This is a genomic window from Ectopseudomonas composti, assembly GCF_900115475.1.
Lineage (GTDB): Bacteria > Pseudomonadota > Gammaproteobacteria > Pseudomonadales > Pseudomonadaceae > Aquipseudomonas > Aquipseudomonas composti.
The window spans coordinates 216,465-231,811 of the sequence record NZ_FOWP01000003.1 but is presented as its reverse complement, the minus strand read 5'-3'; the positions used below and the strand labels follow the sequence as shown (position 1 = coordinate 231,811).

Annotated in this window: 11 protein-coding genes; 7 read left to right on the top strand and 4 right to left on the bottom strand. The window is 63.6% G+C overall.

Annotation, left to right across the window (positions count from 1 at the left end; translation table 11 throughout):
- The first annotated feature begins 5 nt into the window (after positions 1-5).
- The 6 genes from nuoI (at position 6) to nuoN (ending at position 6,315) form a co-directional block, all read left to right on the top strand.
- On the top strand, positions 6-554 hold the full coding sequence (gene nuoI, locus BM059_RS07260) for an NADH-quinone oxidoreductase subunit NuoI (protein ID WP_013715472.1): 549 nt from the start codon (positions 6-8) through the stop codon (positions 552-554).
- A 67-nt stretch (positions 555-621) separates the two neighbouring features.
- On the top strand, positions 622-1,131 hold the full coding sequence (nuoJ, locus tag BM059_RS07255) for an NADH-quinone oxidoreductase subunit J (RefSeq protein WP_036999417.1): 510 nt from the start codon (positions 622-624) through the stop codon (positions 1,129-1,131).
- On the top strand, positions 1,128-1,436 hold the full coding sequence (nuoK, locus tag BM059_RS07250; RefSeq protein ID WP_003460477.1) for an NADH-quinone oxidoreductase subunit NuoK: 309 nt from the start codon (positions 1,128-1,130) through the stop codon (positions 1,434-1,436). The genes nuoJ and nuoK overlap by 4 nt, the downstream gene beginning before the upstream one ends.
- Positions 1,433-3,283 carry an NADH-quinone oxidoreductase subunit L gene (gene nuoL, locus BM059_RS07245; protein WP_074937679.1) on the top strand — a complete coding sequence of 617 codons (1,851 nt, stop codon included), beginning with the start codon at positions 1,433-1,435 and terminating at the stop codon, positions 3,281-3,283. The genes nuoK and nuoL overlap by 4 nt, the downstream gene beginning before the upstream one ends.
- Positions 3,284-3,296: 13 nt before the next feature.
- Positions 3,297-4,826: an NADH-quinone oxidoreductase subunit M gene (nuoM, locus tag BM059_RS07240; protein ID WP_074937677.1), complete on the top strand. Its 1,530-nt coding sequence runs from the start codon at positions 3,297-3,299 to the stop codon at positions 4,824-4,826.
- Positions 4,827-4,830: 4 nt separating this feature from the next.
- On the top strand, positions 4,831-6,315 hold the full coding sequence (gene nuoN, locus BM059_RS07235) for an NADH-quinone oxidoreductase subunit NuoN (protein WP_074937675.1): 1,485 nt from the start codon (positions 4,831-4,833) through the stop codon (positions 6,313-6,315).
- 112 nt (positions 6,316-6,427) lie between these two features.
- Here the strand turns inward: nuoN and tam are convergent, their stop codons facing one another.
- Entirely contained in the window at positions 6,428-7,189 is a 762-nt protein-coding gene (gene tam, locus BM059_RS07230; RefSeq protein ID WP_074937673.1) for a trans-aconitate 2-methyltransferase, read from the bottom strand.
- 312 nt (positions 7,190-7,501) lie between these two features.
- On the opposite strand from tam, the gene BM059_RS07225 reads away from it, so the two are divergent.
- Positions 7,502-8,509: a TRAP transporter substrate-binding protein gene (locus BM059_RS07225; protein ID WP_074937672.1), complete on the top strand. Its 1,008-nt coding sequence runs from the start codon at positions 7,502-7,504 to the stop codon at positions 8,507-8,509.
- Between the two features lie 24 nt (positions 8,510-8,533).
- Here BM059_RS07225 and BM059_RS07220 read toward each other — a convergent pair whose 3' ends face one another.
- The 3 genes from BM059_RS07220 to BM059_RS07210 form a co-directional block, all read right to left on the bottom strand.
- Positions 8,534-10,582 carry a putative bifunctional diguanylate cyclase/phosphodiesterase gene (locus BM059_RS07220; protein WP_074937670.1) on the bottom strand — a complete coding sequence of 683 codons (2,049 nt, stop codon included), beginning with the start codon at positions 10,580-10,582 and terminating at the stop codon, positions 8,534-8,536.
- A 153-nt stretch (positions 10,583-10,735) separates the two neighbouring features.
- Positions 10,736-12,217, bottom strand: coding sequence for an efflux transporter outer membrane subunit (locus BM059_RS07215; protein ID WP_074937669.1), 1,482 nt, complete (start codon positions 12,215-12,217; stop codon positions 10,736-10,738).
- Entirely contained in the window at positions 12,214-15,318 is a 3,105-nt protein-coding gene (locus tag BM059_RS07210; protein WP_074937667.1) for a multidrug efflux RND transporter permease subunit, read from the bottom strand. Before BM059_RS07210 ends, BM059_RS07215 begins: the two co-directional genes overlap by 4 nt.
- Positions 15,319-15,347: the final 29 nt, after the last annotated feature.

The following is a 15,347-nucleotide window of genomic DNA, read 5'->3' as shown; positions in this document are numbered from 1 at the left end:
ACAGAATGTTCAAATACATATGGGACGTGCTGGTCGGTACCGGCACCCAACTGCGCAGCCTGGCCATGGTCTTCAGCCATGGCTTTCGCAAGCGCGACACCCTGCAATACCCGGAAGAGCCGGTTTACCTGCCGCCGCGCTACCGCGGTCGCATCGTCCTCACCCGCGACCCCGACGGCGAAGAGCGCTGCGTGGCCTGCAACCTGTGCGCCGTGGCCTGCCCGGTGGGCTGCATCTCGCTGCAGAAGGCCGAGACCGACGACGGTCGCTGGTACCCGGAGTTCTTCCGTATCAACTTCTCGCGCTGCATCTTCTGCGGCCTGTGCGAGGAAGCCTGCCCGACCACCGCGATCCAGCTCACCCCCGACTTCGAGATGGGCGAGTTCAAGCGTCAGGATCTGGTGTACGAGAAGGAAGACCTGCTGATCAGCGGCCCCGGCAAGAACCCGGACTACAACTTCTACCGCGTTGCCGGTATGGCCATCGCTGGCAAGCCCAAGGGCGCCGCGCAGAACGAGGCCGAGCCGATCAACGTCAAGAGCCTGCTGCCATGACTCTTTCTTACCCTCTCCCCCAGCCCCTCTCCCGCAAGCGGGAGCGGGGTGCAATGAGGAGCCTCTGATGGAATTCGCGTTCTACTTCGCCGCCGGTGTGGCGGTGGCAGCAACGGTCGGGGTGGTCACCAACACCAACCCGGTGCATGCCCTGCTCTACCTCATCGTCTCGCTGCTGGCAGTGTCGATGGTGTTCTTCGCCCTCGGTGCGCCCTTTGCCGGCGCGCTGGAAATCATCGTTTATGCCGGCGCCATCATGGTGCTGTTCGTCTTCGTGGTGATGATGCTCAACCTCGGCCCGGCTGCCGCCGAGCAGGAGCACAAGTGGCTGACGCCCGGGATCTGGGTTGGCCCAGCGATTCTCAGCGGCCTACTGCTCAGCCAGTTGCTCTATGTGCTGCTGAACCACGTCAGCGACGCCCACATCGGCCACACCACGGTCGAGGCCAAGGCCGTCGGCATCAGCCTGTTCGGCCCCTATCTGCTGGCCGTGGAGCTGGCCTCCATGCTGCTGCTCGCCGCACTGGTCGCCGCCTATCACCTGGGCCGCCATGACGCCAAGGAGCCAACCGTATGACCGGCATACCTCTGGAACACGGCCTGGCCCTGGCCGGTGTGCTGTTCTGCATCGGCCTGGTCGGTCTGATGGTAAGGCGCAACATCCTGTTCATCCTGATGAGTCTGGAAGTGATGATGAATGCCGCCGCGCTCGCCTTCGTCGTTGCCGGCGCCCGCTGGGGCGCGGCTGACGGCCAGGTGATGTTCATCCTGGTGATCACCCTGGCAGCCGCCGAGGCCAGCATCGGCCTGGCGATCCTGCTGCAGCTATATCGCCGCTTCAACACTCTGGATATCGACGCTGCCAGCGAGATGCGCGGATGAACCTTCTAGCCCTGACTCTATTCTTCCCGCTGCTCGGCTGGCTGCTGCTGGCCTTCTCGCGCGGACGCTTCTCGGAAAACACCAGTGCTGTGATCGGTGTCGGCTCCATCGGCCTGGCGGCCGCCAGCGCTGCCTGGGTAATCGCCGCCTTTCTCGGCAATCCGCCGGCCAGCGGCGCCTACAGCCTGACTCTGTGGCAGTGGATGAGCGTCGAAGGCCTGGCACCGAGCTTCACCCTGCACCTGGATGGCCTGTCCGCCACCATGCTCGGCGTGGTCACCGGCGTGGGTTTTCTGATCCACCTGTTCGCCAGCTGGTACATGCGCGGTGAAGAAGGCTATTCGCGCTTCTTCGCCTACACCAACCTGTTCATCTTCAGCATGTTGCTGCTGGTACTTGGCGACAACCTGCTGGTGCTGTTCTTCGGCTGGGAAGGCGTGGGCCTGTGCTCGTACCTGCTGATCGGCTTCTACTACAAGCACGTGCCCAACGGTAACGCGGCGCTCAAGGCGTTCATCGTCACCCGCGTCGGTGATGTGTTCCTGATGATTGGCATGTTCCTGCTGTTCATCAACCTCGGCACCCTGAACATTCAGGAGCTGATGCTGGTGGCACCACAGCAATACGTGGCCGGCGATACCTGGCTGTGGCTCGCCACCCTGATGCTGCTCGGCGGCGCGGTGGGTAAATCCGCCCAGCTGCCGCTGCAGACCTGGCTGGCCGATGCGATGGCCGGTCCGACCCCGGTGTCGGCACTGATCCACGCGGCGACCATGGTCACCGCCGGCGTCTACCTGATCGCCCGTACCCATGGCCTGTTCCTGCTGACCCCGGAAATTCTCGAGCTGGTCGGCATCGTCGGCGGCGTGACCCTGGTGCTGGCCGGCTTTGCCGCCCTGGTGCAGACCGACATCAAGCGTATCCTCGCCTACTCGACCATGAGCCAGATCGGCTACATGTTCCTCGCCCTGGGCGTCGGCGCCTGGGACGCGGCGATTTTCCACCTGATGACCCACGCCTTCTTCAAGGCCCTGCTGTTCCTCGCTTCCGGTGCGGTGATCCATGCCTGCCACCACGAGCAGAACATCTTCAAGATGGGCGGTCTGTGGAAGAAGCTGCCGCTGGCCTACGCCAGCTTCGTCGTCGGCGGTGCGGCGTTGGCTGCCCTGCCACTGCTGACTGCCGGCTTCTACTCCAAGGACGAGATCCTCTGGGAAGCCTTCGCCAGTGGCCATAGCGAGCTGCTCTACGCCGGTCTGGTCGGTGCCTTCCTGACCTCGATCTACACCTTCCGCCTGATCTTCATCGCCTTCCACGGCGAGCAAAAGACCGAGGCCCACGCCGGTCATGGCATCGCCCACAACCTGCCGCTGCTGGTGCTGATCGTTCTGTCGACCTTCATCGGCGCCTGGATCACCCCACCGCTGGCCGGCGTGCTGCCGCAGAGCGTCGGCCATGCCGGTGGCGAGGCCAAGCACAGCGTCGAGCTGCTGTCGGGATTGGTCGCAGTCAGCGGCATCGTCATCGCCGCCCTGCTCTTCCTCGGTCAGCGCCGCGTCGCCACTGCCGTGGCGCAGAGCGCGCCGGGTCGCCTGCTGAGCGCCCTGTGGTTCGCCGCCTGGGGCTTCGACTGGCTCTACGACAAGCTGTTCGTGCGCCCTTACCTTCTGCTTTGCCACCTGCTGCGCCGCGACCCCATCGACCGCGGCATCGGCCTGATTCCGCTGCTCGCGCGTGGAGGCAACGCCGCACTGGTACGCAGCGAGAACGGCCAGGTGCGCTGGTACGCCGCTTCGATCGCCGGGGGCGCCGTACTGGTGCTCGCCGCCATCCTCTTTCTGAGTTAAGGAAAACAGCCTGATGATTCTGCCCTGGCTAATCCTGATTCCCTTCATCGGCGGCCTGCTGTGCTGGCAAGGTGAGCGCTTCGGCCCCGTGCTGCCGCGCTGGATCGCCCTGATCACCATGGGCCTGTTGTTCGGCCTCGGCCTGTGGCTGTGGGTCAGCGGTGATTTCACCCTGGCCCCGGCACCTGGCGGCGAGCCGCGCTGGGCGCACGAGTTCGTCATCGACTGGATCCCGCGCCTGGGGATCACCATCCACCTGGCGATGGACGGTCTGTCCGTGCTGATGGTAGTGCTCACCGGCCTGCTCGGTGTGCTGTCGGTGCTCTGCTCGTGGAACGAGATCCAGAACCGCGTCGGCTTCTTCCACCTCAACCTGATGTGGATTCTTGGCGGCGTGGTCGGTGTGTTCCTCGCCGTCGATCTGTTCCTGTTCTTCTTCTTCTGGGAAATGATGCTGGTGCCGATGTACTTCCTCATCGCGCTCTGGGGTCATAGCGGCAGCGACGGTCGTACCCGCATCACCGCCGCCACCAAGTTCTTCATCTTCACCCAGGCCAGCGGTCTGATCATGCTGGTGTCGATCCTGGCCCTGGTGTTCGTGCACTTCAATCAGACCGGCGTGCTGACCTTCAACTACGCCGACCTGCTGAAAACCCAACTGGCGCCAGGCACTGAATACCTGCTGATGCTGGGTTTCTTCGTCGCCTTCGCGGTGAAGTTCCCGGTGGTGCCGGTGCACTCATGGCTGCCGGATGCCCACGCCCAGGCGCCGACTGCTGGCTCGGTAGACCTGGCCGGCATCCTGCTGAAGACCGCCGCCTACGGCCTGCTGCGCTTCGCCCTGCCGCTGTTCCCCAATGCATCGGCCGAGTTCGCGCCAATCGCCCAGTGGCTCGGTGTGTTCGCCATCATCTACGGCGCCTTGCTGTCGTTCGCACAGACCGACATCAAGCGCCTGGTCGCCTATTCCAGCGTCTCGCACATGGGCTTCGTGCTGATCGCCATCTACTCGGGCAGCCAGATCGCCCTGCAGGGCGCAGTGGTGCAGATGGTCGCCCACGGCCTGTCCGCTGCCGCGCTGTTCATCCTCTGCGGCCAGCTCTACGAGCGCGTGCACACCCGTGACCTGCGCCAGATGGGCGGAATCTGGGCGCGCATGTCTTGGTTGCCGGCCATCAGCCTGTTCTTCGCGGCTGCCGCGCTCGGTCTGCCGGGCACTGGCAACTTCGTCGGCGAATTCCTCATCCTGCTCGGCAGCTTCCCCAGTGCACCCTGGGTCGTGGTGCTGGCCGCCACCGGCCTGGTGCTCGGCTCGGTTTATGCCCTGGCAATGATCCATCGCGCCCATTTCGGCCCGGTGCAGCAGGAAGCGCCGCTGCCGGGCCTTAAAGCCCGCGAGCTGACCATGGTGCTCGGCCTTGGCGCCCTGCTTATCCTGCTCGGCGTTTACCCGCAGCCGGTGCTCGATACTTCCGCTGCCAGCATGCATGGCGTGCAGCAGTGGATGGAAAGCGCCCTCAATCAACTCGCTTCGGGCCGATAGTCTTATGGAACATCACGCTGTCGAATTCACCCTGCAACACCTGATCGCCCTGCTGCCGCTGCTGGTGACCAGCCTCACCGTGGTGGTGGTGATGCTAGCCATCGCCGCCAAGCGCAATCACGCGCTGACCTTCATGCTCTCGGTAGTGGGCCTGAACCTGGCGCTGCTGTCGTTGATCCCGACGCTGGAGGTGGCGCCGCTGCAGGTCACCCCGCTGCTGCTGATCGACACGTTCGCCTGCTACTACATGGCCCTGGTGCTGGCCGCCAGCCTGGCTTGCATCACGCTGATCCACGCTTACCTGGGCGGCGAATCGGGCAAGGGCTATCCGGGCAACCGCGAGGAGTTGTACCTGCTGGTGCTGCTCTCCGCTGCTGGCGGCCTGGTGCTGGTCAGTGCCCAACATCTGGCGGGCCTGTTCATCGGTCTTGAGCTGCTGTCGGTACCGACCTACGGCATGATCGCCTACGCCTTCTTCAACAAACGTTCGCTGGAAGCCGGCATCAAATACATGGTGCTGTCGGCAGCCGGCTCAGCTTTCCTGCTGTTCGGCATGGCGCTGCTGTATGCCGAATCGGGCAATCTGGCGTTCGCTGATATCGGCGTCAGCCTGGCGCGTGAAAGCAGCCAGCTGGTGCAGATCGGCATCGGCATGATGCTCATCGGCCTGGCCTTCAAGCTGTCGCTGGTGCCCTTCCACCTGTGGACGCCGGATGTCTACGAAGGCGCTCCGGCACCGGTGGCCGCGTTTCTGGCCACCGCCAGCAAGGTAGCGGTGTTCGCCGTGCTGCTGCGCCTGTACCAAATATCCCCAGCCATGAGCGGCGGCTGGTTGAACGAGCTGCTGACGCTGATCGCGATCGCCTCGATCCTGATCGGCAACCTGCTGGCGCTGCTGCAGAACAACCTCAAGCGCCTGCTGGGTTACTCCTCCATCGCTCACTTCGGTTATCTGCTGGTGGCGCTTATCGCCAGCAAGGGCCTGGCTGTGGAGGCCGTGGGCGTGTACCTGGCCACCTACGTGCTGACCAGCCTCGGCGCCTTCGGCGTGATCACCCTGATGTCCACGCCCTACAGTGGTCGTGATGCCGATGCGCTGTACGAGTACCGCGGCCTGTTCTGGCGTCGTCCGTACCTGACCGCCGTGCTCACGGTGATGATGCTGTCGCTGGCCGGTATTCCGCTGACCGCAGGCTTCATCGGCAAGTTCTACGTGATCGCTGCCGGTGTCGAGGCGCAGCTGTGGTGGCTGCTCGGTGCCATGGTACTGGGCAGTGCTATCGGTGTGTTCTATTACCTGCGGGTGATGGTCACGCTGTTCATGCGCGAACCCAACATGCATCGCCACGACGCCCCCTTCGACTGGGGTCAGCGTGCTGGCGGCATCATGCTGCTTGTCGTCGCCCTGCTCGCCTTCATCATCGGTGTGTACCCACAGCCGCTGCTGGAACTGGTGCAGCACGCCGGCCTGGTTGCCCTGGCGCAGTAAACGAAAAGCCCCGCAGATGCGGGGCTTTTTCTTCAAGGGTCGCGGCTAAAGCCCCTGCCACAAGTCCTCGGACGCTCTGTGGGAGGGGCTTCAGCCGCAACAACGTGTTGCCCTATCGCCGCGCCACCAGAAACAGCCGCGGAAACGGCAGCAGCACGCGCCCGTCGGCCTGCGCCGGATAGGCCTCACTGATCGCCACCTGATAGCGTTCAAGGAAAGCCACCTGCTGCTCGGCATCCAGCGGCTGCAAAAACGGCAGCAGCGCCGTGGACTTGAACCACTCCACCACCGCTGCGGCATCGTCCAGCACATGGAAGTAAGTGGTGCGCCAGATATCCAGTTCGCTGGCCTGAGCACCGAGAATGTCGTAGTAGGTCTGCGCGCTGTGTCGCTCGGCATGACGCACCTCGCCGATTTGTGCAGCCCACGGCCCCTCTGCCGCCACTTCACGGGCCAGGCGATGCGCCGGCTCCTGCAGGTTGTCCGGTGTCTGGATCGCCAACCAGCCACCAGGCGCCAACTGCGCGAGCAACCGTGGGTACAGCTGGGCGTGATCGGGCAGCCATTGCAACGAGGCATTGGCCAGGATCAGTTGCGGCGCGCTGTCGGCCTGCCAGCACTGGATATCCGCCAGCTGGAAGCTCACCTGTGGCAGTCGCTCACGCGCTGCACGCAGCATGTCTTCACTGCTGTCGATGCCGATGACCCGCGCCTCTGGCGCATGAGCCTGCAACACGGCAGTGGAGTTGCCAGGACCGCAACCCAGATCGACGGCCAGCTTTATGTCATTACGCGGCACCGCTGCCAGCAGATCATGCACGGGGCGGGTACGCTGGCGTTCGAACAGGGAATACTGCTGGGCGGACCAACTCATCAGAAACTCCTGGGCTTGATTCGAGCGGCACAGGATAGCAGGCCGCGTGCAGCGCTTCGCCACCGGCAGATTTCCGCTGCAAAGGCGTCGCAACATGGCGGTTATCCGCCACCCTCTGTGCGCTGGGTCACAGGCTTTTTACCAGCCCAGGCAGGCTGGCGGAAATTCGCCACACTGGCATAACCCTTGCCATACAAGGACCAGCTCTGAACTGTCTGGGGCGCTGCCAACACCCCGCAGCAGAACAGTGGAGCGACCAACACTAGAGACGCCCCGAAGGCGCCACAACCGACAAGAAGAAAAGGAAGCAGTATGTTCAATCCAGTCCGCGCTCTGGCCGTCTGCGCCTTGGCGTTAGCCTCCCTCGGTGCCAATACGGCACTGGCCGATGAACCTATCCTGATCAAGTTTTCCCACGTCGTCGCCGATGGCACGCCCAAGGGCCAGGGCGCCCTGATGTTCAAGCAACTGGTCGAAGAGCGCCTGGCTGGCAAGGTGAAGGTCGAGGTCTACCCGAACTCCAGCCTCTACGGGGACGCCAACGAGCTGGAAGCGCTGCGCAACGATGAAGTGCAGCTGCTGGCGCCATCGCTGGCCAAGTTCGAGCAGTATACCAAGCAGCTGCAGGTGTTCGACCTGCCCTTCCTGTTCGATGACATCGAAGCGGTCAACCGTTTCCAGAAGCGCTCCAAGGGCCGCCAACTGCTGCGCTCGATGGAGGATCACAACATTGTCGGCCTGGCCTATTGGCACAACGGCATGAAGCAGCTCTCCGCGACGCGCGCGCTGCATACCCCCGGCGATGCCAATGGCCTGAGCTTCCGCATTCAGCCCTCGGCGGTGCTGGAGGCGCAATTTGGTCAGGTTGGCGCCAATACGCAGAAACTGCCCTTCGCGGAAGTGTTCAAGGCGCTGCAGAGTGGCCAGGTGCAAGGCGCGGAAAACCCCTGGTCGAACATCTACAGCCAGAAACTGCATGAGGTGCAGCCCTTCATCAGCGAAACCAACCATGGCGTGCTGGACTACATGCTGGTGAGCAACTCGCGCTTCTGGTACAGCATCCCGCATCAGATCCGCGTGGAGCTGGAAGCCATCATCGATGAAGTCACCTATGCGGTGAACAAACAGGCCGAAGCCGCCAACCAGACCGACCGCCAGCGCATCCTCGACTCGGGGCGCAGCCAACTGATCACCCTCAGCGGTGAAGAACGCGAAGCCTGGCGCAACGCCATGCGTCCGGTATGGCAGCAGTTCGAATCGGTGATCGGCAGCGACGTGATCAAGGCGGCGCAGACGGTCAATCGCAAGCAGCGCAATTGACGGCGGAAATCCGCCAGAGGCCGATCAACTGGGAATATGCTCGGGCGGCAATGGATGCCCGAGCAAATAGCCCTGCAGCGAGTCACAGCCCAATTTGGTAAGGAACGCCTGTTGCTCGGGCGTCTCCACTCCTTCAGCAACGATGCGCAGGTCCAGCGCCTGGCCCAGGGCGACGATGGCGGAGACGATGGCTACATCGTCGCCATCGTGTTCCAGATCACGCACGAAGCCGCGGTCGATCTTCAGTTCGTTGGCTGGCAAGCGCTTGAGATAAAGCAGGCTGGAGTAGCCGGTGCCGAAATCGTCGATGGCGATGTCCACACCCATTTCGGCGAGCCGCTCGAGTATCTGCTGGCTGGCGCTGACATCGTGCATGGCGGTGCTTTCGGTGATTTCCAGGGTCAGGCAGTTGGCCGGCAGCGCATACCTGGCCAGGGTTGCACGCACCGTTTCCACCAGCTCGCCATGGCAGAACTGCAGCGCCGAGAGATTCACCGCCACACGCCAGTCCTGATGGCCCTGCTCGTACCATAGACGCATCTGCCGACAGGCTTCATCCAACACCCAATCACCGATGGGAATGATCAGCCCGGTCTTCTCCGCCAGCCCGATGAAATGCACCGGTGCCAGCAATCCCTGCTGCGGATGCTGCCAACGCAGCAAGGCCTCGGCACCTAGCATGCGACCAGAGCCGCTGGCGAATTTTGGCTGGTAGTGCAGGCGCAGCTCGCCGCGCTCCAGGGCAACGCGCAGGTCATGCAGCAACTGCAGCTGCTGCCGCGCATTATTGTTCATCGAACTCTCGAAGAAGCTGTAACCGTTCTTGCCCAGACTCTTGGCGTGATACATCGCAGCATCGGCGTTGATCAGCAGCGCCTGCTGGTCAATGCCATCTCCCGGATACAACGCGATACCCACACTGGTGGAGACGCGCAGCTCATGACCGTCGATATCGAAAACCTGGTTGAGCAGCCCCACCACATGGCTGGCCACATTGGCGGCATCATCCGGATGGCGCAGTTCGGCCAGCAGCACGAACTCATCGCCACCGATGCGCGCCAGGCTGTCATTGGCGCGTAGGTGGGCCCGCAGACGCTGCGCCACCGCCACCAACAGTTGATCGCCAACGTGATGACCAAAGGCATCGTTGACCGGCTTAAAACCGTCCAGATCCATGAACAGCAAGGCAAAATAACCGCCATTGCGCTGCATCTTGAGGATGTTCTGACTGATGCGGTCTTCCAGCAGCAGGCGATTGGGCAGCTTGGTCAGGCCATCGTGCAGGGCCAGCTGTGTCAGTTCGGCATTGGCCTTGGCCAGCGAGCTGCTGAGCAGCTCGGTGCGCGCTTCCAGGCGCGCATCGAGAATCGAAGTCAGCAAGGCGATGGCCAGCACGGCAAGGGTGGTGACGATCACCAGGCTGGCCAGCCAACCTCTGTCCAGGCCACTGAAGGCCGCGCCACAAAAACTGCCTTCGGGGAAATTCGCGGCCGCCATGCCGGTGTAGTGCATGCCGACGATCGCAACCCCCATGATCACTGCCGCCCCGCCGCGCAACAGACGCACATGGCGCGTGTGGCGACGCAGGCGGAAGGCAATCAGCAAGGCGGCGCCAGAAGCGGCGACAGCGATCAGCAGCGACAGCGCGAACAGCAGTGGGTCATAGACGATGCCTGGCTGCATGCGCATCGCGGCCATGCCGATGTAGTGCATGGCGCCAATGCCGGCGCCCATGGCTACGGCGCCCAGGCATAGATGCCAGGCCGGCAATTCAGGCTGGCTGACCAGCCACAGCGCAAAGCCCGAGGCAAGCATGGCGATGGCCAGCGAAAGCAGGGTGATGGCGAGGTCGTAACCCAGGTCTATCGGCAAGCTGAAGGCGAGCATCCCGACGAAATGCATCGACCAGATGCCGATGCCCATGGCCACGGCACCGCCGCCTATCCACAGTACGCGCGCCGCGCCAGTGGCGCTGGCAATGCGCCCAGCCAGATCGAGAGCGGTATAGGACGCCAGGATCGCCACGCACAGCGAGAGAAAGACCAGGGCGAAATCGTAACTACCAATCAGCATCGTGGGACTCTGAGCAGAAAAAGACGCACGACCGAAGGGCGATAGCTGCCCTACATCCCTGATAGCCAGTTGCGATCACTTGATACTAGAGTGCGAATCTTAGCGGAAACTTAGCCCGCAGGTCAGGTTAATCGTGCGTGCACGAAGACCACTCTACTGCCCTGTCTTGCTGGCCTCACTATCGTGCAATTGCTGCAGCTGCCAGCCGCCACCCAGGGCCGCGATCAACTGCACGCTGGCAGTCAGTCGGCTGCCGAGCAACGTCAGATTGGTACGCTCGTTGTTCAGCGCCGTCGCCTGTACGGTGACCACGCTGTTGTAGTCGACGGTGCCGGCGCGGTACTGGTTCTCGATCAGGCGCAGTGACTCGCGCGCCGCATCCAGTGCCTCTTGCTGCACGCCGCTCTCCTGCTCCAGCACGCGCAATTGTACCAGGTAGTCCTCGACCTCACGGAAGCTGTCCAGCACCGCCTGGCGATATTGCGCAACGGTCTGGTCATAGGCGGCTTCGCTACGTTCCAGCTCGGCACGGCGTGCACCGCCATCGAACAGGGTCAACGCCAGTTGCGGACCCAGCGACCAGAAGCGGTTAGGTACCTCGATCCAGTCGGCGAAGCTGCTGCCGCGGTAGCCGCCGGAGGCAGAAAGGGTCAGGTCCGGGAACCAGGCCGCTTCCGCCACGCCGATCTGTGCGTTGGCTGCCATCACCCGGCGCTCGGCCGCAGCGACATCAGGGCGACGTTCGAGTAGCTGCGAAGGCAGCGCCACGGGCACCTCAGGCAGTGCCGGCAAGCTTTCGCGTGGTGCGATGGCCAACTCGGCCGGGCTCACGCCCACCAGCACGGCGATGGCATGTTCGAGCTGCGCGCGTTGCCACTCGAGATCGATGGCCTGCGCCTGGGTGCTCTTGAGTTGGGTGGTGGCCTGGGACACGTCGGACTTGGGCACGATGCCGGCACGGTACTGGTTCTCGGTCAGGCGCAGCGAGCGCGCATAAGCCGCGACAGTGGCATCGAGCAGGCGCTTCTGTTCGTCGAGGACACGCAGTTGCAGGTAGTTCTGCACCAGCTCGCTCTGCAGGCTCAAGCGCGCCGCAGCCAGATCGGCCGCGCTGGCGTCGAAATCGGCACGACTGACTTCCAGACCTCGGCGCAGTTTGCCCCAGAGATCCAGCTCCCAGGCGGCATTGAGGCTGAGGTCATAGCTCTTGGAGATGCGTGACGCCCCCGAACCACTCACGGCGACGCCATCGGCGGTGCGTATGGTGCTGTCACCGCCGCCCTGCCCAGCCCTTGTCACCCCGGCACTGCCGGACAGCGTCGGGTAGAAGCTGGCCCGCGCACCGCGTACCAAAGCACGTGCCTGGCGGTACTGGGCCTCGGCGGCTGCCAGGTTCTGGTTGGACAGTTGCAGACGCTCGACTAATGCATTGAGCTCGGCATCGCCGTAAAGCGCCCACCAGTTGCCACGCTCCAGAGCGTCGGCCGGTGCGGCAGCCTTCCAGCCCTCGGCCTGTTTGAACTGCGCAGGCGCAACCAGTTCGGGGCGCTGATAGTCAGGCCCCAGGGCGCAGCCGCCGAGTACGCCAGCCAGCAGCAGGGAGACGAGTGTTCGGGCGAAGGGAGCTCGGTTCATAGCGGATTTTCCAACGAAGCATCGGTACGCACGCCGCGCCAGCGGTTGACGCGATGGCGCAGGCGGTCGAAGTAGAGGTAGACCACCGGAGTGGTGTAGAGCGTCAGCATCTGGCTCAGCACCAGGCCACCGACAATGGTGATACCCAGCGGCTGGCGCATTTCCGAACCCTCGGCGCTGCCCAGTACCAGCGGCAAGGCGCCGAGAATAGCGGCCAGGGTGGTCATCATGATCGGTCGGAAGCGCAGCAGGCAGGCCTGGCGGATGGATTCCTGCGGGCTCAGGCGCTCGCCGCGCTCCAGCTGCAGGGCGAGGTCAACCATCAGGATGGCGTTCTTCTTGACGATGCCGATCAGCAGGAACAGTCCCAGCAGCGAGATCAGACTGAATTCCATGCCCACCAACTGCAGCGCGAGCAAGGCGCCGACTCCGGCAGACGGCAAGGTCGAAAGAATAGTCAGCGGGTGCACGTAGCTCTCGTAGAGCACGCCCAGCACCAGGTACACCACCACCAGCGCCAGCAGGATCATCAGCGGTTGGTTGTCCTGCGCCTTCTGGAAGGCGGCGCCGGTACCGCCCAACGTGCCCTGCACTTCGGTCGGCAGGTTGAGCCGGGCAATGGCAACATCGATGGCACGGGTTGCCTGGTCCAGGCTGACGCCCTCGGCCAGGGAGAAGCCGATATTCTCCACAGCGAACTGGCCCTGGTGGCTGACCCTGTCGTTCTCCAGGCTGCGCTCCCAGCGGGCGAAGGCCGACAGCGGCACGCGCGCACCGTCGTCGGTAATCAGCTGGATCTGATCCAGCGCCTCGGGATGCTGGGCGTACTTGGGATTGATCTCCATGACCACGCTGTACTGGTTCAGCGCCTGGTAGATGGTCGACACCTGGCGCTGGCTAAAGGCGTTGTTCAGCACTGCCGTGATCATGTCCATGTCCACGCCCAGACGGCTCGCCGTCTCGCGGTCCACCACCAGGCGAATCTGCTGTGCGCCCTCGGTTTCGCGGGCGTCGATGCCAGTCAGCTCCGGCAGCGCGCGCAGCGCCTCGCGTACCCTCGGCAACCAGGTGCGCAGCGCGTCGAGGTCGTCGGACAGCAGCATGTATTCGTTTTCCGAACTGCGCCCCTGGCGCCCGCCCATCTGCAGGTCCTGATCCGGCATGAGGAACATGCGCCCACCCGGCACCTTGGGCACCGTGTTGCGCAGGCGGTTGATCACGTCCTGCGCCGAATCGCTGCGTTGGGCGATGGGTTTGAGGCGCACGATCATGAAGGCGTTGTTGATGCCCCCGCTGCCGCCGATGAAGCCTGCCACGCTCTCAACCGCCGGATCGGCCAGCACCGCGTTGCGGAAGATCTCCATCTTCGGCTGCATGACCTGGAACGACAGGCCGTCGTCACCGCGGATGAAACCGATCAACTGGCCGGTGTCCTGCTGCGGCATGAAGGTTTTCGGCACGCTGACGAACAGATAAACGTTCAGCGCGATGGTGGCGAGAAAACTCAGCAGCATCAGCAACGAGTGGCGCAAGGCCCAGTCCAGGCTGCGCGCGTAGAACGCCAGTACGCGCGCCTGCACACGATCACCCCATTGTTGCAGACGGCTGCGCGATTGCTCCTCCTCAGCCTTGAGCCAGCGCGCGCAGAGCATCGGCGTCAGCGTCAGCGACACCAGCAGGGAAATCACCACTGCGACGGCCAGGGTCAGGGAGAACTCACGGAACAGGCGCTCGATGATGCCGCCCATGAACAGGATGGAGATGAACACCGCGACCAGCGACAGGTTCATCGACAGCAAGGTGAAACCCACTTCGCGCGTGCCCTTGAGCGCCGCGTCCAGCGGATTCTCGCCATTGCGAATGTGCCGGGAGATGTTCTCCAGCACCACAATGGCGTCATCCACCACCAGCCCGGTAGCGATGATCAACGCCATCAGCGACAGGTTGTTCAGCGAGAAGTCCAGCAGATACATGGCGGCAAAGCTGCCGATCAGCGACACCGGCACCGCCAGCGCCGGGATCAGCGCCGCCCGCCAGCGACCGAGAAACGCCAGCACCACCAGAATCACCAGGCCCACGGCAATCAGCAGGGTCTGCTCGGCCTCGTGCAGGGTGGCGCGGATCACTGGCGAGCGGTCCATGGCCACCTCCAGCTTGACGCTGGCCGGCATCACCTCGCGCAAGGCCGGTAGCTCGGCGCGGATGTCGCTGATGGTTTGCAGGATATTCGCCCCGCTCTGCCGGTTGATCACCAGCAGCACCGCTTCCTTGTCGTTGTAGAAACCGCTGTTGTAGCGATCCTCGACACCATCGGTGACGGTCGCCACATCGCCCAGGCGCACGGCAGCACCATTCTGGTAACGGATGATCATCGGCGTGTAATCGGCGGCTTTGGCCAACTGGTCGCTGGCCTGCACCTGCCAGCGGCGCTGCGGGTCTTCCACTGCGCCCTTGGGTTTCAACGCATTGCTGGCGGCGATGGCCTGGCGTACTTCGTCCAGGGCAATGCCGTACTGATCGAGCAGACGCGGCTCCAGCGCCACCCGCACGGCAGGCAGCGAACTGCCGCCAATCTGCACTTCGCCGACGCCAGTGACCTGCGACAGCTTCTGCGCCAGGATGGTCGAGGCCACGTCGTACAGTTGCCCTTTGTTCAAGGTATCGCTGGTCAGCGAGATGACCATGATCGGCGCTTGCGACGGGTTGATCTTGCGGTAGCTGGGCATGGTGCGCATGCCGCTGGGTAACAGCTCGCGGGCGGCGTTGATAGCAGCCTGCACCTCACGCGCGGCGGTGTTGATGTCCTTGTTCAGGTCGAACTCGACCATGATCCGCGTACTGCCCTGGCTGCTGTTGCTGTTCATCTGGTTGACGCCGGCGATGCTGCCCAGCGAGCGCTCCAGCGGCGTGGCCACCGTAGAGGCCATGATCTGTGGACTGGCCCCAGGCAGATTGGCCTGCACGGTGATCACGGGGAAGTCCATGTTCGGCAGCGGCGACACCGGCAACAGGCCGAAGCTGACGCCGCCGAGCAGCATGATCGCCAGGCTCAGCAGCAGCGTGGCCACAGGACGGCGGATGAAGGGCGCGGAGAGGTTCATGAGGGCATGGCCTGCTCACTCTCCCATTT

Coding starts and splice junctions, on each gene's coding strand:
- BM059_RS07210 (WP_074937667.1), bottom strand. CDS start 15,318: ATGAACCTCTCCGCGCCCTTCATCCGCCGTCCTGTGGCCACGCTGCTG.
- BM059_RS07215 (WP_074937669.1), bottom strand. CDS start 12,217: ATGAACCGAGCTCCCTTCGCCCGAACACTCGTCTCCCTGCTGCTGGCT.
- BM059_RS07220 (WP_074937670.1), bottom strand. CDS start 10,582: ATGCTGATTGGTAGTTACGATTTCGCCCTGGTCTTTCTCTCGCTGTGC.
- nuoN (WP_074937675.1), top strand. CDS start 4,831: ATGGAACATCACGCTGTCGAATTCACCCTGCAACACCTGATCGCCCTG.
- nuoJ (WP_036999417.1), top strand. CDS start 622: ATGGAATTCGCGTTCTACTTCGCCGCCGGTGTGGCGGTGGCAGCAACG.
- nuoK (WP_003460477.1), top strand. CDS start 1,128: ATGACCGGCATACCTCTGGAACACGGCCTGGCCCTGGCCGGTGTGCTG.
- nuoM (WP_074937677.1), top strand. CDS start 3,297: ATGATTCTGCCCTGGCTAATCCTGATTCCCTTCATCGGCGGCCTGCTG.
- nuoI (WP_013715472.1), top strand. CDS start 6: ATGTTCAAATACATATGGGACGTGCTGGTCGGTACCGGCACCCAACTG.
- nuoL (WP_074937679.1), top strand. CDS start 1,433: ATGAACCTTCTAGCCCTGACTCTATTCTTCCCGCTGCTCGGCTGGCTG.
- BM059_RS07225 (WP_074937672.1), top strand. CDS start 7,502: ATGTTCAATCCAGTCCGCGCTCTGGCCGTCTGCGCCTTGGCGTTAGCC.
- tam (WP_074937673.1), bottom strand. CDS start 7,189: ATGAGTTGGTCCGCCCAGCAGTATTCCCTGTTCGAACGCCAGCGTACC.